Annotated in this window: 20 protein-coding genes; 5 read left to right on the forward strand and 15 right to left on the reverse strand. The window is 56.7% G+C overall.

What is annotated here, in order from left to right:
* The first annotated feature begins 245 nt into the window (after nucleotides 1-245).
* The 5 genes from ACTQ33_RS14815 (at nucleotide 246) to ACTQ33_RS14835 (ending at nucleotide 4,447) form a co-directional block, all read left to right on the forward strand.
* The gene (locus ACTQ33_RS14815) at nucleotides 246-1,271 is read left to right on the forward strand and encodes an HpcH/HpaI aldolase/citrate lyase family protein (protein ID WP_441465311.1); all 1,026 of its coding nucleotides are present in this window, start codon (nucleotides 246-248) and stop codon (nucleotides 1,269-1,271) included.
* A 114-nt stretch (nucleotides 1,272-1,385) separates the two neighbouring features.
* Nucleotides 1,386-2,336, forward strand: coding sequence for a hypothetical protein (locus ACTQ33_RS14820; RefSeq protein ID WP_441465312.1), 951 nt, complete (start codon nucleotides 1,386-1,388; stop codon nucleotides 2,334-2,336).
* Between the two features lie 64 nt (nucleotides 2,337-2,400).
* Nucleotides 2,401-2,988: a hypothetical protein gene (locus tag ACTQ33_RS14825; protein WP_441465313.1), complete on the forward strand. Its 588-nt coding sequence runs from the start codon at nucleotides 2,401-2,403 to the stop codon at nucleotides 2,986-2,988.
* Between the two features lies 1 nt (nucleotide 2,989).
* Nucleotides 2,990-3,334 (forward strand): hypothetical protein, encoded by a 345-nt coding sequence (locus tag ACTQ33_RS14830; protein WP_441465314.1) that lies wholly within the window; start codon nucleotides 2,990-2,992, stop codon nucleotides 3,332-3,334.
* A gap of 42 nt (nucleotides 3,335-3,376) precedes the next feature.
* Complete coding sequence (locus ACTQ33_RS14835; RefSeq protein WP_441465315.1) at nucleotides 3,377-4,447, forward strand: DUF3829 domain-containing protein; 1,071 nt, start codon at nucleotides 3,377-3,379, stop codon at nucleotides 4,445-4,447.
* Between the two features lie 170 nt (nucleotides 4,448-4,617).
* Here ACTQ33_RS14835 and ACTQ33_RS14840 read toward each other — a convergent pair whose 3' ends face one another.
* The 15 genes from ACTQ33_RS14840 to ACTQ33_RS14910 all read right to left on the reverse strand — a co-directional run bounded on the left by ACTQ33_RS14840 (nucleotide 4,618) and on the right by ACTQ33_RS14910 (nucleotide 23,072).
* Entirely contained in the window at nucleotides 4,618-7,176 is a 2,559-nt protein-coding gene (locus ACTQ33_RS14840; RefSeq protein ID WP_441465329.1) for an S-layer homology domain-containing protein, read from the reverse strand.
* Entirely contained in the window at nucleotides 7,177-7,341 is a 165-nt protein-coding gene (locus ACTQ33_RS14845; RefSeq protein ID WP_441465316.1) for a hypothetical protein, read from the reverse strand.
* A 49-nt stretch (nucleotides 7,342-7,390) separates the two neighbouring features.
* Nucleotides 7,391-7,639, reverse strand: a complete 249-nt coding sequence (locus tag ACTQ33_RS14850; protein ID WP_441465317.1) for a hypothetical protein — start codon at nucleotides 7,637-7,639, stop codon at nucleotides 7,391-7,393.
* A gap of 104 nt (nucleotides 7,640-7,743) precedes the next feature.
* The gene (locus ACTQ33_RS14855) at nucleotides 7,744-10,197 is read right to left on the reverse strand and encodes a LuxR C-terminal-related transcriptional regulator (RefSeq protein ID WP_441465318.1); all 2,454 of its coding nucleotides are present in this window, start codon (nucleotides 10,195-10,197) and stop codon (nucleotides 7,744-7,746) included.
* Nucleotides 10,198-10,527: 330 nt separating this feature from the next.
* Nucleotides 10,528-10,734 carry a hypothetical protein gene (locus ACTQ33_RS14860; protein WP_441465319.1) on the reverse strand — a complete coding sequence of 69 codons (207 nt, stop codon included), beginning with the start codon at nucleotides 10,732-10,734 and terminating at the stop codon, nucleotides 10,528-10,530.
* A 6-nt stretch (nucleotides 10,735-10,740) separates the two neighbouring features.
* On the reverse strand, nucleotides 10,741-11,751 hold the full coding sequence (locus ACTQ33_RS14865; protein ID WP_441465320.1) for an ABC transporter ATP-binding protein: 1,011 nt from the start codon (nucleotides 11,749-11,751) through the stop codon (nucleotides 10,741-10,743).
* Entirely contained in the window at nucleotides 11,741-12,736 is a 996-nt protein-coding gene (locus ACTQ33_RS14870; RefSeq protein WP_441465321.1) for an ABC transporter ATP-binding protein, read from the reverse strand. Before ACTQ33_RS14870 ends, ACTQ33_RS14865 begins: the two co-directional genes overlap by 11 nt.
* A 6-nt stretch (nucleotides 12,737-12,742) precedes the next feature.
* Nucleotides 12,743-14,551: an ABC transporter permease subunit gene (locus ACTQ33_RS14875; RefSeq protein ID WP_441465322.1), complete on the reverse strand. Its 1,809-nt coding sequence runs from the start codon at nucleotides 14,549-14,551 to the stop codon at nucleotides 12,743-12,745.
* Between the two features lie 13 nt (nucleotides 14,552-14,564).
* The gene (locus tag ACTQ33_RS14880; RefSeq protein ID WP_441465323.1) at nucleotides 14,565-15,557 is read right to left on the reverse strand and encodes an ABC transporter permease; all 993 of its coding nucleotides are present in this window, start codon (nucleotides 15,555-15,557) and stop codon (nucleotides 14,565-14,567) included.
* Between the two features lie 151 nt (nucleotides 15,558-15,708).
* Nucleotides 15,709-17,622, reverse strand: a complete 1,914-nt coding sequence (locus ACTQ33_RS14885; protein ID WP_441465324.1) for an ABC transporter substrate-binding protein — start codon at nucleotides 17,620-17,622, stop codon at nucleotides 15,709-15,711.
* Between the two features lie 241 nt (nucleotides 17,623-17,863).
* Nucleotides 17,864-19,666: an oligoendopeptidase F gene (gene pepF, locus ACTQ33_RS14890; protein ID WP_441465325.1), complete on the reverse strand. Its 1,803-nt coding sequence runs from the start codon at nucleotides 19,664-19,666 to the stop codon at nucleotides 17,864-17,866.
* 282 nt (nucleotides 19,667-19,948) lie between these two features.
* A complete protein-coding gene (locus tag ACTQ33_RS14895) occupies nucleotides 19,949-20,869 on the reverse strand; it encodes an AEC family transporter (protein ID WP_441465326.1) in 921 nt (306 codons plus the stop codon).
* Nucleotides 20,870-20,980: 111 nt separating this feature from the next.
* Nucleotides 20,981-22,351, reverse strand: coding sequence for a triphosphoribosyl-dephospho-CoA synthase CitG (gene citG, locus ACTQ33_RS14900; RefSeq protein WP_441465327.1), 1,371 nt, complete (start codon nucleotides 22,349-22,351; stop codon nucleotides 20,981-20,983).
* 54 nt (nucleotides 22,352-22,405) lie between these two features.
* The gene (locus ACTQ33_RS14905; protein ID WP_441465328.1) at nucleotides 22,406-22,651 is read right to left on the reverse strand and encodes a helix-turn-helix domain-containing protein; all 246 of its coding nucleotides are present in this window, start codon (nucleotides 22,649-22,651) and stop codon (nucleotides 22,406-22,408) included.
* Nucleotides 22,632-23,072, reverse strand: coding sequence for an RNA polymerase sigma factor (locus ACTQ33_RS14910; protein ID WP_426744108.1), 441 nt, complete (start codon nucleotides 23,070-23,072; stop codon nucleotides 22,632-22,634). Before ACTQ33_RS14910 ends, ACTQ33_RS14905 begins: the two co-directional genes overlap by 20 nt.
* Nucleotides 23,073-23,724: the final 652 nt, after the last annotated feature.

Here is a 23,724-nt window from a genome sequence, read left to right on the forward strand (position 1 = left end):
AACAAAGATACATGTAATTGCTGTGTTTCATCCTCAAAAGCGTCTCAATATCAAAGATCGTACGGCAGATTCAAATTACAATCATTTTCCTGGTTTTTTCCCATTATACTACACCTCATTCCCGTATTCAAGCCTGAGTGCATCCTTGCTTTTCCCGGCATTCCGGCGGGAGCAGCGAGAATTATTTTACAATTTTCTCCTCGTGTGCTACAATGGAAAAAAGCTTATCTTCCAGGAGGAGTCTCATGTTTCACAGCCTTGCCGCATATTCGGTGGGCGCTTTGCTGTACTGTCCCGCGGGCCTGCACGATTCTATCGTGACCACGCTGCTGCACAATGCCATTCCCGCGCCGTTTTCCCTGGCCTTCTGCCTGGAGGATACGGTCAATGACGCCCATTTGGCGGAGGCGGAGAACGCGCTGCTTCGCACCCTGGAACAGATTCAACGCCTGCATGCGGAACACAGTTTCTATCTGCCTCAGATTTTTGTACGCATCCGCTCTCCCCTGCACCTGCGCCGTATGGCGGCCCGGCTGTCCGGTGTCTCCCAGGTGCTCACGGGCTTTATCCTGCCGAAATTCTACACGGACAACAGCCGGGCGTATCTGGCTGCCGTGGAGGACCTCTCCCAATCCTCCGAATTTCTCTATATGCCGATTTTTGAATCCCACGCCATGGCGGCCCCAGCGGGACGGCTGGAGCAGCTGGCTCGGCTGAAAGAGGAACTGGCGCCTTTTTCCACCCGCATTCTCAATCTGCGTGTAGGCGGCAACGACCTATCCCACGTCTTCGGCCTGCGCCGGGGTGTCTGCGACACCATTTACGATTTACAGCCGGTGGCCCGGATTCTGCTGGACGTGGTATCCACCTTCGCCGCCGACTATGTGATTTCCGGTCCCGTGTGGGAGTATTACGCCGGGCCGGGTTGGGACACAGGACTGGAACGGGAGCTGCATCTCGACGCCCTCAACGGGTTTATCGGTAAAACCGTCATCCATCCCAACCAGATTCCCATTGTCAACCGCGCCTTGCAGGTGACGGCCCGGGACTACGCCGACGCCCGGAGTATTCTGTCCTGGGATCTGGACAACGCGCCGCTGGTGGCCCGCAGCGTTGATGCCGCCAGAATGAATGAATTTAAAACTCATGCCAACTGGGCCTCCAAAATTCTGGCCCTGGCCCAGATTTATGGTGTCCGTCCAGAGGACGCCGCGCCGGTTCGGAGAACCGCCGCCGTGAAGCCCGCCGTCAGCCGCCGCGCCGCCCCCTGAGGCGTCGCGGCAAGCGGGAAACGCACAGTAGATTTTGCGTCAATTTTCTGGTAGTATATTCCGTGGATTATGGGAACTTTATGCCTGGCAGTCGGCGGAGAGGGGGAACCAATTTTGAAAAAGGCTGTCGCGGTTCTGGCGTCGATGCTCTGTTACATCGGCGCGTTTCTGTTGCTCTTTCGCCTTTCCATGGGGCAGGTGTGGCTTGTGTTTTTCTTTGGGACACCCCTGTTTGCAGCCGCCTATTTTATCCCGGCGGGAGCGTTTTTCGCCCGCCGCCTCCACCTGAATCGCTGGATTCTGTGGCTGTGCATGAATGGTATCGGCGGCCTGTGCGGCTGGGTGATCGTGCTGATCCAATACCCTACCCTTTTGATGAACGGCTTCATTCTGTTGCTGCTGCTGCCCGCCCTCGTCTGTGCCGCTCTGGTGTGGGCCGTGGTTGGGTTGGGCTTTCTCTGTTGGAACCGACGTGCAGCCCGCGCTGCGTCCGCGCCGGAACCTGTTTCCAGGACTGCCGCGCCCGCCCGGCCATCCGGCACATGGGTCAAAAAGCTGAAATGGTTCGCCGGTACCGGCGGCGTGGTCTTACTGATTCTGGCGGCTGCCGGCCTGTATGGGGGCGTCCGGAATCTCAACACCATCCGCCCCGCCGACCAGTACAAGGACAGCGGTGTCCACACCTTCGCACCCTACGACATTCTGCCTGTCTCGGTGAAAACCACCGGTCCCCGCCGGTATCGCCGTCTGCACCCCACCAAGACCGTCTATATGGTCTATTACCGGACCACCGACGGCTCCGGTTATCAGTGGCGGGACGAGGGCGGCACCGCCCGGGTTCTGGCCGAACAGCTGTACCAACGCGGTTCGGTGGAACGGCGGGTCCTGTCCATTCCGTCGGAGGACACCTACATCACCGTGGAGCCCCATCTGACCGCCCAGCAGTACACAGACGGTCTGCGGCGGCGGCAGTACATCCTCCTGGGCCTGTCCGGCGGATATATGCTGTGCTACGGCGTAGCCTGGATCGTCATTCGGCGCAAAGCGGCAGCGGAGGAGGACTGACGTTGAGGACCTGTGTGAACAACCGCCGGATTGGCTGGATATTTTTTAAGAAGGAGAAAGGATCATGGAGAACCGTAAAATCAAAAAAATCAATGTGCTGTATCTGCTTTGCTACATCCTGGTGCCGTTGGCGCTGATTTTCCTATGCGCCTGGTTCGGTACCTCCCGCTTTCCCGACGGCGGCAACCAGCGCTCGTTCCTGCTGATGGGTCCCTTTATCCTGTCGGTGCTCTGGTGGGTCTTCGGCGGCCGTCAGCTTTTCCGTGCCAGAACCAAGACTGTGGAGCGGGAACTGGATGCCAAGGGATTCCTGCGAGAGTACACCTTCAGCAGCGGCTCCTGCACCGTCATCATCGACACCCAGCACCAGCAGATTGCCCTGCTCTTTTTCTGGAAACCCTTTACCTATTTCGTCATTCCCACCAGCCGCATTTCCAGAGCCTGGGTGGATGACGGCCGGATGGGTTCGGGATTTATGGCGGGCAGCAGCCGCGTCAGCTTTCTGTTCATAGCCGACGGCGTCAAGGTCCGGATCAACACCTTCACCTCCAACAAGAGATGGAGAATGGACAGCGACCACATCCTCACCGGCATTTCCAAGGCGGACCGGATGGTCCGGGTTCTGCAAAACGCCGGCGTCGGGGCCAACTGACATGGGCCTGTTCCGAAAACTGAAAGCCGTCCTGCGGGATGACTGGTGCGGAACGTGTCAGGTCCCCATGGACACCACTTTTCAGCGGATTTATACGCTTCCCATGACGGTGGGCCATTACCGCGCCCACAAAAATCCGGCGTATTATCTGGAAAATCTGCGCAGGGTGTCCGGGGAAATCATGCCCGGCGTGTATGTCTGTGAGCTGACAGCCTACCGGTGTCCCGACTGCGGACACCGGGTTGTAAGACTTTGTATTTATCTCCCCGTCCGGGGAAATCGAAAATTTGAGGATACCTATGAGTTTACCCATGGAGAATTGGACGAGCTGCTGCGGCAGCCATAGCCGGGATTCCATGGAACCGGGTTCCGTTCAGGAGGAAAAAGAATGAAGAGAATCACCAAAACCACGTTCCCCCGTCTGCTTGGCGCTTGGGTTTTGATCCTGGCGCTCCTGTTGTCCGGCTGTACCTTCGGCCAGACCAGTGCCAACTCGGACACCGGCGCCGACGATGCCAACGTCTCCGACGATGCCGGAACTACCGACACCGCCGATACCACGGAGGAGGAAGCGGATGCCGACCAGCCCGTTGACTACAGCAAGTACAACGCCTATCTGGAAGTGCTCAACAGCGTTTATGAAATGGACGATCTGCTGACCGGTTACTTCACTGTGGTGCAGTATCAGCCGGAGTTTGCTCTGGTCGATGGCGCGGAGTACAGCATGCTGGATGACGTCTTCGGCTACTACACCTTCCACTCCTATATCATGACGGACGCCTTGAGCTACTGCGACGAGGACCCCGCCTACCCTGAGCAGGATGAGCTGCTGAAGCAACTGGATGAGCCTTTCCAGACCATGGGCGAGATTCTGAGCGATCTGGGCTGGTATATCAGCTACCAGCAGTATGATGGGGACAATCTGGCCGAGGCTGCCGAACTGCACACCCGGCTCTATGAGGCCGTCGGCGCCTTTGACGAGGCTGCCCTGCCCTTCATGGAATCCATGAACGCACTGGACGAAGCCACGGAGGCGGACGAGCTGGAGCGGCTTCAGGCCGAGGGCTGGGACATTGCCTATTACACCCGGATTATCGTCAGCATCTCCAATGACATCGATACGGAGATCTGGGAGCAGCTGTCCGCCGTGGAAACCGGGACCCTGCCCCCGCTGGACATGACCAACCTGGAAACGCTGTACACGGAGCATCAGGAAGCCTATGCCAGTCTGACGGAAGCCCTGGCAGACCCGGAAAGCGTACAGCTCGTGTGGCCTGACAGCGTCACCGCAGAGGTTGAAGTGGAGCTCTTCACCGACGCGGCCAGCAATGTGAACACCGCTTTGGAAAACTTTATGACAGCGACCCGGAACCAGGAGGACTACAGCGAATCTTATGATGCCTATTTCAGCGCCTGTTCCCGCCTGATCGACCTCTACAATTCCATGATTTCCGGATAACAACTTCCCCTCCGAACGGATGACATGTTCGGAGGGGATCTTTTATGATATGGGAAATCGAAGCCGGTACAGCAGACGGGGAACCATGCAGGATTTCTTCAGCGTACAAAGGGCGCAAGTGATTGGGATATCACTTGCGCCCTGTTTGGTTTTGAGAGAAGAATTTCCGGTTATTCGTTGATCTGGGCCACGTCTTCACAGTAGCGCATCAGCATGGCGGCGGTTTCTGCTCTGGTGGCCTGGCCCTGGGGGTTCAGCCGGGAGCCGGAACCGTTGAGGACGCCCGCGCCGCAGGCCCACTGCATGGCTGGAATCGCCCATTCGCTCAGGTCCGCAACGTCTGTATAGCTCAGAATGTTGGTGTCCTCGCCCACGCTGACATCATGGCCTTTGGCCTTGGCGTAACGGTAGAGCATGACGGCCAGCTGTTCCCGTGTGATCTGGTCATTGGGCCCGAAAGTGCCGTCCGCGTAGCCGCCCACAATGCCCATGACCGATGCCCAGCGGATGGACTCCGTGTACCATGTTCCGTCTGCCACATCGGCAAAGGGCAGCTCGTCAGTAACCTGGGGACTGCCCGCCATGCGCCACAGAATCGTGGCAATCATGGACCGGCTGGTGATGCCGTCGGGAGCAAAGCCGCCATCGCCAACGCCGTTCATCAAGCCTTGTTCATAGACGTACCGCACCGCGCCGGCATACCACGCCGTTTCGGCTACATCCGTAAAGGGCAGCGGTCCCGGAGTGGCTACCGCTTCTGTAAACACGGCTTTTACCGTAACCGCACCGGACGGCATGGTAAAGGCATATTTGTCGCCGCCCTGGCCGGTCACAGCCAGTTCGTTGCCCTTGCTGTCGGTGACCGTAAGGGTCTGCAGTTCATAGCCCTCGTCCGGGGTCACCGTCAGGGTGACGGTACTGCCGGGAGCAGCCGCGTTGTTGCTGACGGTCACCGTTCCGTGGGCCGGAGCCGTATTGCCAGTGGTAATGGGATAATTGCTCACACCGCCGCCGGAACTGGAACCGCCGCCGGAACTGGAACCGCTGTCACCCGTGCCGCCGCTGGCTGTCCACTTGGCCCAATAGGTCTGATTGCCGGTGGAATCGGCGGGGATGGCCGTCACCGCCTGGCCCTCCAGCTGCGCGTTATCATACCAACCGCTGAAGGTATACCCGCTCCGGGTCACGTCGGTGGGCAGCGTGACCACCATGCCCTCCACATACTCGGAAACGATGCCGCTGTTGATCGTACCGCCGTTGGCGTCCAGCGTGACGGTGCTGCGCTTGCCCAGCAGCACTTCGCCGCCGCTGCCAAGGGCCACGCCGTAGGCGGCGTCATCCGGGATGAAATACTCCATCGGGTCCTGGCCGGACATCTGGGTACCCCAACCGCTGGTAAAGACGCCGGGGGCGGCCATGGAGACGCCCAACTGCGCGCCGCTGGTCAGCGGACCACCGAGAACCATGGAGCCGCCGTCCAAATAGACATTACGGCTGCTGCCATTGGCGGTGTTGCCCGTGACGGTGGGAGCGCCGGAGATGGTCAGGGTACTGCCGGTGGGCAGCACAACACCGCCGCCTATGGTATTGCCGACAAGATTGCCGCCGAACAGATTCACGTTGCAGTTGCTTCCCACCAGGACACCACCGCCGGTGAGAACGCCGCCGTCCAAGCTTTCCGTGCCGTCCTGCTCGTTCCACGTCCACAGGCCGTCTGTACCCACAGTAAATTTGTGTTCCACAGCGGCGTTACAGTCGCAGATGGTCAGCGTCGTCCCTACGGTCAGCTCAATATCGTTCCCATTCAGGTTCAGCACATGACCATTGAGGCACAGGTCTACTTCTCCGCTGACGGTAATGCCGTCGATGAGCTCCACATCTTCCGTCAGGTAGTACGCACCGTTGCGGAGCTCGGTGGGCATGGCGCTTTCTTCCAGTGGCGCATAGATGTTCTCACTATGGCCGTCATCCGCACAGCCTGCGTCGCCACAGCTGGGATGCCGGTGGGCATCCAGCACAGCCTGAATGGTTTGCGCGATCCTGTTGTGGCCGTCCTGGTTGGGATGGAAGTCCAGGTCCAGATCCGCAGAAATAGATGGAACAAACGTCATACCATTGTAATGGGCGTTGCACAGGTTGACCGGAGAACCCGCAAAGGCCGTGTACACATCCGCGATGAGGACATTATTCGCGCTGTTCGCAGCCTGTGCTATGCCGGCGTTGAGGATAGGCGCCCCTGCCGCAAAGACTGCTTTCAAATTGGTAATATGCGTTTTTAACAGGTCGTCTCGGACTTCCATGTACTGATACGGATCATATTGTGTCGCCAAAATGATCTCCGCCGTTGGATTCTCCGCCCGGATTTCACTGAGAATCTGCTGGAGATTGGTCGCCACCTGCCCGCAGGCAGCTTCGATCATTCCGGATTGTGGGAAATCACCCAAGTAGCCGAAGAGCGTCAGCAGCGTGGCAACATTGGCCGCTGGGTTTTGCAGCATCGCCATCAGCTTGACAATATCTATCTGATCGGCTTCGTCTTTCCCTTGATTATACTGCGCAACCAGGAACGCGTACAGGGCATTCATCAGGTCGTTGCCGCCGATGGTAATGGTAATAAGGTCGGCATTGGAAACGTTGATGGTATCGCTTTGCAGCTTTGTCAACAGAGTCTGCGTCGTCTCGCCGTCCTGGGCCTGATTGTCCAGCGTGTAGCCCTTGGCCGCCGCCAGCTAGTCGGCAAAGGGGCTGTCGACCTTCCCGGTGGTGGGCGCGTAACCCGTGGAAATGCTGTCGCCCAGGACAAGATAGACGGGATTGGCCGCCCATGCCGCGACAGGCAGCAACGCCAGACACAGCGCCGCGCATAGGCACAGACAGATGATGCGTTTCTTCATATTTTTCAACCTCCTTGATTTTCAGAAACCGCCGTGGGCTTCCATACGGTTATCCTCCCAGCTGCATGGAGTCCAACAGCTCATTGATCGAGGCACGAAGACAGTAGGTACCGTCATCCCATACCACCTCGCTGCCTTCCAGCCTTGCTGTGGAAAAGAATCCCGGCTCCGCCAGCCGTCCGAATCGAATGGCATTGATCCGATGCTTCAAATCCACCACCGCTTCGCTGCCGTTTGGAAACGTCAGTTTCAGCTGATATGCCGGAAGCACCTGCAATGTTACATCAGCCGCATCCATACCATTACCTCCTCCCTCGATAAAATAACAGCATAGGCCTTCTGTCTTTATCATACAGAAAACCTATGCTGTCCACATCCCCCAAACGGGGGATATTGCGAAAATCATTTCAACAGGTCCACCAGTTTGCTGCGGCGGTCAATGTTGGTTTTATTGAAAATACTGCGAATATGGCTCTTCACCGTTTCCTCGGAAATAAAAAGCCTTTGGGCAATTTCCCGGTTCCGCAGTCCCTCGGCAGCCAGCAGCGCCACCTGCCGTTCCCGGTCGCTGAGTTCCGCCATCTGGTCGGGATGCTGCTCCAGCATGGCGAAAATATGGCTTTCCTCGGCCTTGGTATAATGGATTTTCAGTGCCTTGATCTCCCCTATGGCCTTGGCGTGCTTCTTTTTGATGGAGGGAAGCAGGAACAGAATCGACAGGTATTTTCGGAAACAGGCCAAAAATGTGTAGTTTTTATCCTGTTCCGCCAAGGAAAGCGACTGCTCCAGCCACTCCGCCGCCCGTGGGATAGCGCCGATGGCCAGATAGCACAGAGCCAGCCCCACGCACATAAAATTCCGGGTGGACAGGGAGATCAGACGGCTGTCCAGCTGGAGCGACGCCTCCACGCTGGCAATGGCTCGCTTGTACTCCTTGCGGAGAATCAAATCGGTGATACGGTTGGTTTTGGCCATAAAGTTGGTGAAGGTCAAATCGCCCAGCATGTCCGCCTCTCCCCTGGCCCATGCCGCCGAGCGGTCCGGCTCCATCATCAGACCCAGCAGATAGGTACGTACCGTCTCCGCCATTTGGGTGTTGATGGCGGTCTGCTGCAAAAACGGATAGGCCAGCGCCTTCGTCTCCAGATACTCAATGGCCTTTTGCAGGGAAATCATATCCGACTGATAGATGGCGTTGATGCCCAGCAGCAGCGCCGCCCCATAGGTCACGGTGGCATTCTCCCACCGTTCCGACAGCATGGCCGCCCGATGGGCATAAATATCCGACTGATCGAACTGGCCCTGTACGCTGAGCGCCTCTCCCAGATACAGCTCATAGGCCCCGGCGCCGTGCTGATTGGTCAGGCGGTTGTACACCTCCAGCATGTCCCGCAGTTCCTCCGCCGTCTCCATCATGCGGCCCGGCGTGCGGTAGAAGAGGTACCACATGGAGGTGGTGCCGAAGAGGAATGGTTCCTCCTTGGTAAAAATCCGCGACGGTGCGGACAACAGCGCTTCGGCCTCCAGATAGTGGGCTTTCATGCCGGGAAGATCGGGAAACGCCTGGAAGGCGGCCACCATGTGCCACTCCCCCATCATCTGACGGCTGCCGCTGTCCGCGATGATCTCCCGGCATCGTTCCAACGCCGTTTCATAACCGCTGAAATCCGCACCCGTAAACAGAGCCAAACACAGCCGCAGCATGGACAGGGGGTATTGGGCCAGGAGCTCCCTGGAACAGCGTCGCAAAACCGTGCGGGCCAAAGCTGTATAGGAAAGCGTGCCAAAGGTCTCGTTCAACAGTCCCGTCAGCGGACAAGCCAGCAGTTTCTCGTCGCTGCCGGACTGGAAAAAACACTCCACCGCCTTTTTCCGGTTGCCTGCCTGCTGGTAGATGTCTCCGGCAGTCTGGTACACCTGGCATCGAAACGCCTCCGGCATGGCGTCCAACTGGCCCAGAAGAAAATGACGCAGCAGCTCATGGGGATACCCAGCCCGTATGCGATGGTCCCGGTACATCATGGGAATCCGTACCAGCAGGTCGTGCAGTTCCTGCTCCCGGCCGGGAGCGATCTGCGACAGTTCATCCTCCTGAATACAGTCAAACACGGCCACACGCAGCAGCAGACATTGGGCCTCCGGCGAAATCTTTCTCCAGAAAAACTCCTGGAGCAGCCCGTCCATATCCCGGAAGGTGGGCAGTGCCGTGCAGCCGTCGTGCAGCGTTTCAAAATAGAGCGATACGGCGGCGGCCCATCCCTCCGTATTGCGGTAGATGGCCTCCGCCTGCTGTTTGGACAGGTCCAGTCCCAGCTGCTTCCCGTATTCCAGAATATTGGCCCGTGTGAGCAAAAACTCCCGGGAGGTCAATCGGGTAACGCCGCTGCTGTTCTCAAAGACCGCCCGGAGCTTTCCAAAATTCTGGGAAATCAAAATCACATGGAGCCCGTCCTGATGCCGGTCAGCCAGGGCCCGCAGCAGCGGCAGCGGCCAGTTGTCCCGCACCAGCTGGAAGTTGTCCAAAATCAGGTAGCAGGGATCCGGCACCGAAAGCCCGGTCAAAATATCGGCGGCAGCGCTGGCGTTGCTGCGGTTTAAGAAGCCCAGCTTGCGCAGGGCGGCTCCGGCATTTTCATCCAGCTGGCTGATCTGACGAATGAACCAGTCCAGACTGTTGTCCTGTAACAAGCTGACCGCGGTAAACCAATGGACCTGCTCCTGGGGCAGCGCCTTCGTGGCCCATCGCACCGCCGTCGTCTTTCCATATCCGGCGGGCGCTTCGATCATGGCCAGGCTGCAATGATGCAATTGCTGTAATTTCTGTATAATCTGTTCCGAAAAGTAGAATTGCTCCATCTACTCACCCCAATTCTGCATACTAACATTATAGGTAGTTGTTGGACCCTTGTCACTCCCCCAAAAGAGGGATTTGGCAATACCGTACCAAGGATAACACGTCCCCATACCAAACCGTACACTGGATACATCGCTTTTCTGTACATTCGGTATCTGTGGGAGGACGATATCCCGCCGTGAAACAGAAAAAAGTTACCGAAATCCGCAAATAGCAGTTTTCGGTAACTTTTTCTTATGTCAATGGTTTGCTATCGGCTCTCACATGATTGCGGGAACCGGCGCGGCAGACGAAGATCCACCGCTTTGTAAAAAGCGCCGTCCTTCCCTATCTCACAGGTAGCGGAAGAAAAACAGGAAGAGCACCAGCAGCAATATGGCGACAATGCCGAGAAATACCGGCACAAACACCACCAGCGCCGCCAGAATCATGGCCAGCCGGTCGTTTTTCTCCAGGGACACCTGGGAGCGCTCTTCCTCAAACCGCTCCTCCGCCTCCCGGACATTGACGATCCGGTTGATCTTTTTCCCAAACAGCATGGGAACTCACTCCTTATGGTGCAGAGGGTAGTGACAGGCCACAAAATGGTCGTTACCCACATCGGTCCACTGGGGGACCTCTTCCTTGCACTTCTGCTGGCAATAACGGCAGCGGGTATGGAACTTGCAGCCGGAGGGCGGGTTGACCGGGCTGGGAATATCGCCTTCCAGCAGAATGCGCTCCCGCTTGTCGTTTTCATCTACCACGGGAATGGCCGAAAGCAAGGCCTCCGTATAGGGGTGGAGGGTATTGGCAAACAGTTCTTCTGTGGGGGCCAGCTCCACCATATTGCCCAGATACATGACGCCGATGCGGTCGCTGATATACTTGACCACGCTGAGGTCATGGGTGATGAACAGGTAGGTCAGGTTCTGTTGTTCCTTCAAATCCGACAGCAGGTTCAGAATCTGAGACTGGATGGACACGTCCAGGGCCGACACGGCCTCGTCACAGACCACAAAGGAGGGATTCAGAGCCAGACTGCGGGCGATGCCGATGCGCTGGCGCTGGCCACCGGAGAACTGGTGGGGGTACCGGCCGAACATGTAGGTGGCCAGACCACAGTTCTCCATGACCTGGAAGATGTAGTCCCGCATGGCCGGGTCACCGCGCTTGAATACGCCGTGGGAGACCAGGCCCTCGCCGATGATCTGTCCGACGGTCATTCTGGGATTCAGCGAAGAATAGGGGTCCTGGAAAATCAACTGCAAATCCTTGCGCAGCACGCGCATTTCCTCTTTGGGGAGGCTTTTCAGGTCGATTTCCTTGCCATCCTTGTAGTAAAGAACCTGTCCGTCGGTCTGGGGATAGAGCTGCAACAGGGTCCGGCCCAGGGTGGATTTGCCGCAGCCGGACTCGCCCACCAGACCCAGCGTTTCACCGGCGTAGATATCCAAGGAAATGCCGTCGTTGGCGCGGACATACCGCTGCTGCTCCCGCAGCTTCGTCTTTTTCACGGGGAAATACTGCTTGACATCCCGGACACGCAGCAGCACCTTACGAGTTTCATTCTGCATGTTCTTTTCTCACCGCCTTCTCCGGATAGAAGCACCGGATATAATGGTTGGGGCCGATCTGCTGCAAGGCCGGCTCGCTGGCTTTGCACTTCTCGGTGCAATACTTACAGCGGGGCGCGAATTTGCAGCCCTCCGGCAGATACAGGGGATTGGGCACAGAACCGGGAATGGCTTCCAGCCGCTGATCCTTGGGCGTATTCAGCCGGGGAATGGAGATCATCAGACCTTCCGTGTAGGGATGGGAATGGGTGCCGTCGTGGAAAATGGTCTTGGCGTCGGCCTTCTCCACAATCTGTCCGCAGTACATGACCGCCACTTCGTCTGCCATTTCGTGAATGACGCCCAGGTCGTGGGTGATAAAAAGAATGGAGGTGCCGGTCTGCTGTTTCAGCTCGTTCATCAGCTTCAGAATCTGCGCCTGAATGGTGACGTCCAGCGCCGTAGTGGGCTCGTCGGCAATCAGCAGCTTGGGCTTGCAGGCCAGGGCCATGGCGATCATGACGCGCTGGCGCATACCGCCGGACAGCTGAAACGGATACTGCTTGGCCACCCGCTCCGGATTGGGAATCTTGACGTCGGCCAGCAGGGACGCGGCCTTTGCATAGGCCTCTTTCTTGCCCAGGTTCTGGTGCAGCCGCAGAACCTCACCGATCTGGCGTTCAATGGTGAACACCGGGTTCAGAGAGGTCATGGGCTCCTGGAAGATAACGGAAATCTCATTGCCGCGGATGTGATGCAGGTCCTTGATGCTGGCCTCCAGAATATTGCGGCCGTTGAAGGTGATCTCGCCGCTTTCAATATAGCCGTTGCCGTCCAGGAGTTTGATAATGCTCATGGCCGACACGCTCTTGCCGGAGCCGGACTCGCCCACGATGCCCAGGGTCTTGCCGGCCTCCAGGGAGTAGCTGACATCGTTGACGGCCTTGACGATGCCCTTTTTCGTTTTGAAATAGGTATGCAGGTTTTTGACTTCCAACAGACTCATGGCTTGTCACCTCTCCTTCGATTTGGGGTCAATGGCGTCGCGCAGGCCATCGCCGATGCAGTTGATGCTGATGGTGCAGATGCCCAGCATCAGAGCCGGGAACACCCAGCGCCACCAGTAATTCTCGATGACCTGGCCGTTCTGTGCGCCGGTCAGCATATTGCCCCAGGTGGCATTGGGCTCGTTGACGCCGAAGCCGATGAAGGACAGCGAGGATTCGGTCAACATACAGGTGGCAAAGCTCAACGTGGCGTTGACGATGATGACGGTGATAATATTGGGCAGGATATGGCGGAAGATGATGCCGAACTCCCGGACGCCCAACGCCTTGGCGGCGGTGACAAACTCCTGCTCCCGTTCCGCCAGAACGCTGCCGCGGACCAGCCGGGCAATGCCGGGCCAGGACAGCAGGCCAAGAATGCACATGATCAGAATGATTCTCTGGGTCTCGCTGATTCTATTGCCCAGAATCGACGACAGAATGATACAGAACGGCAGGAACGGAATGGACGAGACAATCTCCGTCAGACGCATCAGCAGATTGTCCACCTTGCCGCCCTTGTAACCGGAGATGCCGCCGATGACAATGCCGATAAAGGAAGAGATGATAACGGCGATGGCGCCGACGGTCATGGTCATGCGTCCGCCCACCAGGATACGGCGGAACAGATCGCGGCCCAGGGCGTCGGTACCCATCAGATAGCCCTTGAGGCCCCATGCCACCACCGTACCGTCCTGGGTGATGGCGTAGTTGGCATAGTAGCCGCTGTCCACCGAAGCGACGGCGGTGCCGCTGGGCGCGTCGGACTGGCCGTGGGTGTTGTCACCCCAGCTGTACACTGTGCCATCCTGCAAAATGGCGGTATAGTGATACCGGCCGCCAGCGAGGGAAACCACCTGGCCCTGAATTTCCTCCGGAATGTTCAAGGTCTTTTTGATGTTGTTGCCCCAGGCGTAAACGGTACCGTCGGCGGTGACGGCGGCGGCGCTCTCATCGGTGATCGCCAGGTCCACCACATTGCCCTGGATTTCGGCGGGAATGTTGGTGTAGGCGGAGGTCTTGTTGGTCAGCGGCACAACCTCGCCGTCCTTGGTCAGGGCCATGACAATGTTGGTGCTTGCGGCGAACTTGTCGATATTGCCCTGGACCCCCTCGGGATAGGTGATGCTCAGCAGATAATCGCTGCCCCAGTTGTACATCTCGCCGTCCTCGGTGAGGGCCAGCGAGATCTGGTAACCGGCCAGAATCTGCTTGATGTCGTTGCCGCCGGAGCGCAGCTCCATGGGAATGCTGGCCAGACCCATGCGGTCATTGCCCCAGGTGAAGACCTGTCCGTCCTCATTGACGGCAACAATGTGGTCAAGACCGGCGGAAATCTGAACGAGCTTGCCGGTTTCGCTGCTGCTGGGAATGTTTTTGAGCTTCTCATTGGGGAAGGTGCCCCACTCATAGACATTGCCGTCTTTGTCCAGGCCCACGGAGAAGGAGCTGCCCACGGACAAATCCTGCGCATTGTTCTTCAACTGCGTGGGAACGCTGAGCATACCGAAGCCGGGCGCCACGTTGGCCTGGGTCACGTCCTGGTAGTACAGGTCGATGGGGAAAAAGTACGGCAGGAACACGCAGCAAAGGAAAATGAAGGTGAAGAGAATCACGCCGATCATGGCGATCTTGTCCCGGATAAAGGAACCGATGACCATTTGCAGCGGGCTCTGCAAAATCTCTTCTTCCTCCTGAGGGAGACCGCCCAGAACCATCCGCTGGGCCGCCGTAGCCGCCGTGGAGCGTCGGGTTTTCTTCTTGTTGTTACGCATCGTCTTCCCTCCTTTAGTTTTCCAGTCTCACGCGGGGGTCCACCAACGTATAGGCGATATCCATGATGACGTTGCCCGCCAGGGACAGGACCACATAAAACATCTGCATGGTCAGAACCACAGCAAAGTCCCGCTGCATCAGGCCGTCAATCAGCATTTTGCCGAGACCGGGCCACAGGAACACCGACTCGATGACGATGGAACCGCCGAACAGACCGATGATCCACCAGGTGGTAATGGTCACCACGGGAATCAGCGCATTACGGAAGGCGTGGATATAGATGACGGTCTTCTCCCGCAGGCCCTTGGCCCGGGCCGTCTTGATGTAGTCCATGCGCAGCACGTCGATCATGGCGGCGCGGACATACCGGGTGATGCCGCCGATGCCCGAGACGGACATGACCAGCACCGGCAGCGCCATATGCCGCAGCATATCCAATGCCGCGGCCAATCCGGTTGCTGTGGAACCGGCTGAGCGGACACCGCTGATGGGGAAAATGGGAATCTTCACGGCCAGCAGGAAAATGGCCAGCAGGGCGATGATAAAGGTGGGGATACTGTAGCCCACAATGGTCAAAACCTGCACAGTTTTGTCAAAGACGCCATTTTTTCGCACCGCGGTAAGGATGCCCAGGGGGATGGCAATGATAAAGACCACAAACATGGTCAGAATATTCAAAATTACAGTATTGGCCATGGGAGCGCCAATGATGTTGATAACCTCCTGCTTGTACTGGGTGGAATAGCCGAATTCACCGGTCAGCATATTGCCCATCCAGCCCAGATATTGCACCGGCAGGGACTTGTCCAGGCCCAGAGACTCCCTTGTTTTTTCATACAGGGCCTGATAGGCATCGGGTTTCATGGTGGTTTTGCTGTCGCCCAGCATAATATCGACAGGGTCGCCGGGCATGGCTTTATAAATCGCGAACATTAGAATAGAAATGATAAAGAAAACGAAGATAATGTAAATCAATCGCTTCAGCAGGTATCTACCTTTTCCCATTCACCGTTCCTCCATTTCAAAATTTTGGGGATTGGCTGTTTGCCCCGGTACCCATACGGTCGGAGCTGCGGAATCTGCCGCAACACTGGAAATCCGGCGGAACCCGGCCACAATGCGGGCTCCGCCGGACACTTGTTAAACTGGATAAAACTTAGGCGTCAACCCAAGCATCCAGGACGGCGCGGGACCACTCCCAAACGGAGGTGGACTGCCAGCCGTGCAGCTTGTTGGAGTAGAAGTCGTAGTACTCATCGGAGTACAGGGGAATGTCGGGCAGCTTCTCATTCCAGAGGTCGATGAAGGTCTGCCAGGCGCTCAGCCAAGCCTCCGTGTCCTCAAAGGCAATGGGCTTCATGGCTGCGGTGGCGTCGGCCAGCTCCTGGTCCACAATCCAGTTGCTATTATAGCCGCCCTGCATCCACTGAGGATCGGTGGAGTAGTAGTACCAGGGGGAGCTGATGATGGAGAAACCAACGGCCAGGTTGTACATGTTGTAGATCTTGTCGCTGCTGTGGGTGATGGCGGACTGCAGCGTGGGGAAGTCCATGGTGGTGGCCTTCAGCTCCATGCCCACCTCGGTCATAGCCTCGGGCAGCATGGTGGAGAGCAGGTCGGAAACGGGGTTGCCGTCGGTGTTGGCCCACTCGATGACCAGGGGCTTCAGCTCACCGTTGACATCCTTGTAACGGGTGCCGGTGCCGGAATAGGGGGTGCCGTCGGCGTTGAGGGTCCAGCCGTCGGCCTCCAGCAGCGCCTTGGCCTCGTCCAGGTTCTTCTCATAGGTGTTCAGGTTCTGGTCGATCCAGTCCTTGGACTCCTGATACTCCCACTGGGCCAGGCCATAGTAGGAGTGGACAACGGCAGCATAGCCGCCGCTGTACTGACGGGCAAACTCGCTGCGGTCCAGGCAGTAGGCAATGGCCTGACGGACATTGGCGGAATCGGTGGGGAACTGGCTGCAATCGAACTGAATCTTGCCGTAGCCGTTGCGGAAGAAGGTGTTCTTCTGAGCCTCACCGGCATCCACCAGGTCCAGACCGGCGTTGATGGTGTCAGCGCCGCTGCACTGGAACAGCAGGTCCACGGAGCCGGACTTCAGCTCGTTGATCATGGTGTCGCTCTTGACGGTCTTGATAACCAGCTTCTCAATGGCGGGCTTCACGCCGCGGTAGTCGCCGACATAGCTGGAGTTCACCGTCAGCGTACATTGGGCGCTGGCCACGTCGAAGGACTCGAACAGGTAGGGGCCGCAGGTGACCTTGGGGTTGTAACGATAGCCGGTGGAGGGATCGTTGATGGTCTTCAGCAGCAGTTCGGTGGTAAAGTCACCGGTGATGGAAGCACCCTCGGGAGAATCCACCACGTCACAGTCGGGGGCGATGACATGCATGGGACGGGGCGCTGCAGTGGAGTAATAGATATCATAGTGGAACGGCAGCTCCTCGGCACGGACAGTGACGGAGTAGGTCATGTCGTCCACCAGATGCACACCGGCGAAGTTCTCAGTCTTACCGTCAAAGTAGTCCTGATAGCCCACCAGGGAGTAACCGGCCTGGCTGGGATAGCCGTCCACGCCGTTCATCTCGGGGGAGCTCTCCAGCAACAGCTGGAAGACATAGTCCTTGGCGGTAATGGGAGTGCCGTCGCTCCAGGTCAGACCGTCGTTGATGGTGACGGTATAGGTCTTGGTGCCGTCCTCGTTCTCGGTGGTCTCATGGCTGGCCACAACAGTGGGGTCATAGAGCAGCGCGCCCTCCATATCGGGAACAACGGTGCTGTAGCCGTGGATCAGGTCATAGGTCTTGTAGTTGGTGGCGTTGTTGGAGAAGCTGGCGTCGTAGAAGTCGTTGCCCATCTGGGTGGTGGTACCGATGACCAGCTGGCCCTGGGGCTCCGTAGGACGGGCGCTCTCCTCGCTGGTACCCTCGGTGTTGGTGGTACCCTCCGTCTGGGTGTTGCCGCTGTCCTGTGTATTGTTGGTGACGGTTTCCTGATTGCCGCAGGCAACCATGGAGACTGCCAGGACAGCCGTCAACAGCAGGGACAGCAGTTTTCTCTTTTTCATGCGTTTCTTCCTTTCCGGTTTCATACCGTAGAGTTCTGGCCGGGACAGCCGGACAGGGCGGCGAAACGCCGCCTGCCGGGACGTCTCAGTGAAATCTGTTTCATTTTATCAAAAAAATTAGAAAAATGCAACCAAAAAGTGTACTTTTTTTGAAAATCAACAGAAATATTGGACATTAGTCACGTTTTTTCCCGTGAAAGCGGTTTTTTTGGTGTCTTTGTAGTGCGGAATCCTGTCTTTTTTACGGCGTCATCAAGGACTCCAGCTCATCCAGAAGGCGGCTGAAATACTGCAAAGCGTCGTCAATGGGGGCCGGGGTGGAGAGGTCCACACCGGCGCCTTGCAGCAGCGTCACCGGGTCGGCGGAGCAGCCGCCGCTGAGGAACCGCAGATAGTCCTCCACAGCCGGTTGACCCTCCCGGAGAATCCGGCGGGACAGGGCCACGGCGGACGCAAAGCCCGTGGCATACTGATACACATAGAAATTGTAGTAGAAGTGCGGGATACGGGCCCACTCCAGCGCAATCTCCGGGTCGGCTTCGATGTCCTCGCCGTAATACAGCCGGTTCAGTTCGGCGTACTTGGTGCAGAGGGCGTCTGCCGTCAGCGCGTTGCCCTGGCGGGTCTGCTCGCTGCACCACAGCTCAAACTCGGCAAACATGGTCTGCCGGTACAGCGTAGCCCGGAACCGCTCCAGGAAGTGATTGATCAGATAGGCGCGGCGTTTGGGGTCCTGGGCGCTGTCCAGCAGATGGTGAATCAGCAGGGCCTCGTTGCAGGTGGAGGCCACCTCCGCCACAAAGATTTTATAACCGGCGTAGGTGACGCTCTGATGGTGGTTGGACAGGTAGGAGTGGAGGGCGTGGCCCATCTCATGGACCAGCGTAAAGGCGTCGCTCAGGGTATCGGTATAGTTGAGCAGTACAAAGGGATGGACGCCGTAGACACCGGCGGAATAGGCGCCGGAGCGCTTGCCCTGATTTTCGTAGACGTCCAGCCAGCGGTTGGCAAAGCCCTCGTTGAGCACCCGCAGATAGTCCTCGCCCAGGGGGGCCAGGGCGGCGCGGGCCAGGTCCTTGCCCTGCTCAAAGGGGACCTCCATGCGCTGGTCGGCCACCATGGGGGTGTAGAGATCGTAGTAATGGAGCTTGTCCACGCCCAGCAGCTTCTTCCGCAGCCGCACATAACGGTGCATGGTGGGCAGATGCTGGTGGACCGTCTTGATGAGATTGTGATAGATCTCCACCGGGACCTCCGTCTCCGCCAAAGCCGCATGGAGGGCCGAGGGATACCGGCGGGCCTCCGCAAAGAATTGCAGCTGCTTCATCTGGGCGCTGAGAACGGCGGAGCAGGTGTTCTTCAGCTTGCCGTAACCGGCATAGAGAGAGCGGAACGCCGACTCCCGCAGGGCGCGATCCGGGGATTCCAGCAGGGGGCCATAGTTGCCGTGGGTTACGGAATGGCGGTTGCCCTGGCTGTCCACCGCGTCGTCAAAGGTCAGGTCCGCATTGTTCAGCAGGGAAAAAATATTGCCGGGGGCCTGTCCCATGCTGCTGGCGGCGGCCAGCAGCCCCTCCCCTTCTCCGGACAGGGTGTGCTCCTTTTTGCGGAGAATACGGGTCAGCAGCAGCCGGTAGTGCTCCAGCGCCGGAACCGCCTGATAGAAAGATTCCAGACGCGCCGCGTCGATGGCCAGCAGCTCCGGCGTCTGGAAGGCCAGCGCCTGCTCCGATTCCACCATAAAATGGTGCGCCTGGGCGCTCATCTCCTGATAGGCCGGCTCCCGGGTGTCCTCGTCGGTCTTGCGGAAGGCGTAGGATAAAAGCCGGTCGCCGTCCTCCTCCAGCTGGTCCTGCAACTGGAGAAACGCCAGCAGCGTTTCGGCGCTTTCGCCCAACCGTCCCTGATAGTCGGAAAGTTTGGTCAGTGTCTCCCGCAGACGGGCAAACTCCGCCCGCCAGGCATCGTCACTGGGAAACAGATCCGCCAGGTTCCAGGTGTACTCTTCGGCCAGTTCCCTGCGGTTTGGAATGGTTTGTGCCATGGTATGCACTCCTTTTATCAAATTCATCTCTGCTGCATCCATTGCAATCTTGGTAAATAGCAGCATACTTTGTCAGTATAACACAGTCCGGCGCCGCTGTCATCGGATTCTTGGAGAATGCGGAGGCCGCAACCCCTTTGTGGAGATCCTTCCGGTCCTGGAGGACCGGACCGGCAATCTACGGACTAAAAAAATGGAGAGGGCAACCCCAGCGGGTTACCCTCCCTGTATTTTGGCGTTACATACAGTCTTTCTGTCTGCCGCCGTTTCTTCCTATGTGCGTTATACGTTCTGCCATACCCACTGTGCAAATGACACAATCAGAGGAATGGTAACAATGCTGCAAATTGTGCTCATGCACACACTTTTCACAGCCTGCGTATAATTTTTGTTGTGAATCTGCGCAAAGATGGCCACATTGGAGCCCACCGGCGTGGCAGCGACAATGATCAGAGCCATGCGGATCATCTCATACTGGTCCGGAATCAGGCAGAGCAAGAAGATGGTAACAATCGGAATCACAACCAGCCGGAAGAAGGTGCTGGCGTACACCGTCTTATCATTAAAGATCTCCCGAATCTTCAGCTGTGCCAGATAGGTGCCAAGGCTGAACATGGCGACGGGCGCGTTCATATCGGCCAGATACTTGACGGTGCTGGTCAGAATGTTGGGCCACTCCACCGGGATGATGAAGAGGATGAAGCCGACCACCAGGCTGAGCACAACCGGGTTGGTGGTGATTTTTTTCAGGGAAATCTGCTTTTTATCCTTTGTGATGACAAACACACCGTATGTCCACTGCAAAATATTCAAGAGGGCCACAAAAGAGGAGGCATAGAACACAGCCTCATCTCCAAACACCACGGATACAATCGGGATACCAATAAAACCGGCGTTGGAAAACGCGGTTCCGAAGTTCTCAATGGGGTGCTTCTTAAAGAATATCGCAGATATGATCATGGCAAGAATCAGAGCGATGAGAGAGAACAGAAACGCAATGCCGAATCCAATCAATCGTTCTGTCGTAAATTCGCCCAAAAACGCCTTGATGACAACGGCGGGCATAATGACATAAATCAATATATTGCCCAGGCTTTTTGTTCCATCTTTGCTGATCTTTCCAGTTTTAAACAGACCGGCTCCGATAAACATTAAGATGAACATAATGACAATTTGCGTGAATAGGGTACCTAGCAAATTCATCTGTATACTCTTCCTTTCTGCTGTACTCCGGGCATAAACCGAAACCCAGAGCAACTCAATACAAACCCGAAAATCGTCTCATGAAACAAACGCACCAGCGGACGGACGCCATTATCCGTTGCCCTCGGCCGAGAACCCTGTTCCCGGCGTCGTTGGCGTCCCAGATGTTTCGGAAATAAAGTGCATGAAATAGGTAATGGCCAGCAAATCGGCACAGCCGCCAGGGGATAAATTCCGTTGGATAAACTGATCGTCCAACGCTTTCACCTGTTCCGTGGACCATGCCTTCTGTTCCAATAAATTGTGAACCTGTTCAGCCGCCCATTTCTGCCCCTCCATTCCGCCTCTGGCGATCAGATTGGTATCCGTCAGCCGCTCCATGAGATGCAGCAAGACGGCCACGCCCGCCTGTTCCAGGGTAGCCCCGCCGGAGAGCTCTTGCTCCAATACCGGCAATCCAACCTGGCGCACAGCCGGCAATCCACGGACCAGTTCCCCGCGGATTCCCTCGATGCCATGCTCCAGGTAAAGCCGTTGTCCCATGGTCTTTGCGTTTTTCTCTGTAATCCCCTTCCAGTCTTTCTCAACCGCCTGCACACACATGGCAGAACACATTTGGAAAATGGCCTCAGCCTCCTGCGGCAGCCCGGCAGGCGTCCAAAGACGGCCCATGGCGCCACATACGGTCCCCAGCGTAAAGATGGCGCCTTTGTGGGTATTGATGCCGGCGGTCGCTTGAAACATATCGTGTTCCGCACGGATACCGGCCCGACGCAGCCGTTGGAATGTCTCGTCCGGTGAGAATCCGGCCGTTTCCTGCCCGATTTTGACCGCTGTTTCAAAGTATGGAATCAACGAGGTGGTACTCTCCAGAAATGTAAAGAGGTTCATATCCCTGTGGCTCCCATTGTTGAAGCGGTCCACCAGACCCGGCTTCGGCGCCGTACAGACCTCATATAAAAGCGCCTTGGCGGCCAAAAGCTTTCGGTCTTTTTCCGCGAGGTAACTCCGAACCAGTGACTGGGCGCCCGGCGTGCAGGCAGGGCGCTCTCCCCTGTCCCGTTTCCCGGCGAGACGTGTTCGCTGCACGCGGTCCAACTGGCTGCGCTTCCATCTTCCGTGCTGCGGGTCCGACACGTCGAACCGAAAGAGCTGACTCAGGCCGTCCTCGTTCTCCAACTCCATGCACAGCTGTGCAGCCGCATTCCCGGAGCCGTTCACAACATAAAACGCTGTACATCCGTCCATTTCACCCACGGCCTCTTCCACCACTGCAATCCCAGCCGCTTGAAGCGCAGCTTGCAGCCGCTGCAATCCCTCCTGAAACACACGGTGCCATGCAGCATCACAGGTTGCGGATTCACCCACGGCGAGATAGTATGCAATCACGGGTAACGCATACCGATGCAGCAGCTCCTGCTGCACGCAAAGCCTTTCCTTTTGGAGCATAAGCGGCTCCATATAGGTTACTGTATATTCCACATGGACCCTCCTACTGAAAAAACGGCATAGCGCCGCAGCATACCGCAGCAAATGTTAAAAAAATACCAGCGACGATAGCCTTGCTTGCAGCCGTTGGCGAATATCCTCGTCAACGCCAAAATAGACGTTTCCGCGCTCGTCGCAGAGCTTTCTCATAGAAAGGCTCGCTATGTAACCGCTAAAGTGCTGCAAGACAATTTTCATAGCGTCCGGGTCGCCCTTTGTCGCTGCCACAATGACAGGATAGGGAACAAGGGCAACGTCCGGGAAGTCAGATTGTTTACCATTCGTCCCATTCATCAGCGTGTTCCTCCAAATATTTCTTCAAGATTTCAAAAGAGCTTGTCCGTCTGTACTGTATCGTGCTGCGCGACGTATTGAATAACTTTCCAATCTCCACGTCGGTCATGCCCTCGAAATAGTACAGCATGATAGCTTTCCTTTTTTCTTCCGGCAAAGTGCGGATTGCTTCAAGCAGCAGCTTCGGCGTGATTTTCTTTCCCGCTTGCTGATAGCTCGGCTCGGCTTCTTCGGCTTGAAAATATTTGTCAAGCGTGTAAAGCTGCCGTTCCTCATGCAAGGCAAGGTCGGAAAATGACACTTCCTTTGCTCTGCGTCGCCGGATTTCCTCATGGGCGTTGCAGGCTTCGTTGTGCAGCACCCGTTTACAGAAACTTTGAAAGATACATTGCTTCTGAAATTCCACGCGATTAGGTTCCATGTTCTCACCTCCTTTCGTGCCGAAAGGTAGGTAGTACCTCCCCTTTTCGCGGGATAATACAGGCGATTTTTTCAAACGCCGAATGAAAGCGAAATTTTTTTGAAAAAACCTCCCGAAAATGCAAAATGCGCATGTCCGCAAAAAGGCGCGGACATGCGCAAAGGAATTGTAAAATCTATTGTGTTGAATTGTCAGTTCATACTCGTGGCCGGAATATCCCGACGGTGGGCGTGAGCTTTTTTTGACCGTAGGATATTAGGCGGGTTAGAGTGGATATAGACAAACACGGCGATACCTCCTAAGTACCGCCGTGTCCATTGTTGGGGCGTTGTGAGTTTGTGGCATACAAAAAGAAACGGCGGCTCTGAAAATCAAAGCCGCCACTTCATAGGTGCATGGAAATGTGTCTGCTCTACGGCGGCTTTTTTTCTTTTGCCGTCGCCCGGCAGATTGATTAGTCTATAAAATTGTTATCAGTTGTTAAACTCAGCTAATGATAAGAGAAAATCTTTATGTTCTTCGGATATAGAAATATAAAAAGTTAAGGCAATACCGCACAGAAAAGTAGGCGCGATACTGCCAGAAGTGATATAATAAGACCATGGATAAACAGATGACAATGTCTGCGCTTAGTGATGAGTTGGCGCAGGTA

It is taken from the genome of Candidatus Avoscillospira sp. LCP25S3_F1, assembly GCF_052117125.1.
In the GTDB taxonomy this organism is placed as follows: domain Bacteria; phylum Bacillota; class Clostridia; order Oscillospirales; family Oscillospiraceae; genus Avoscillospira_A.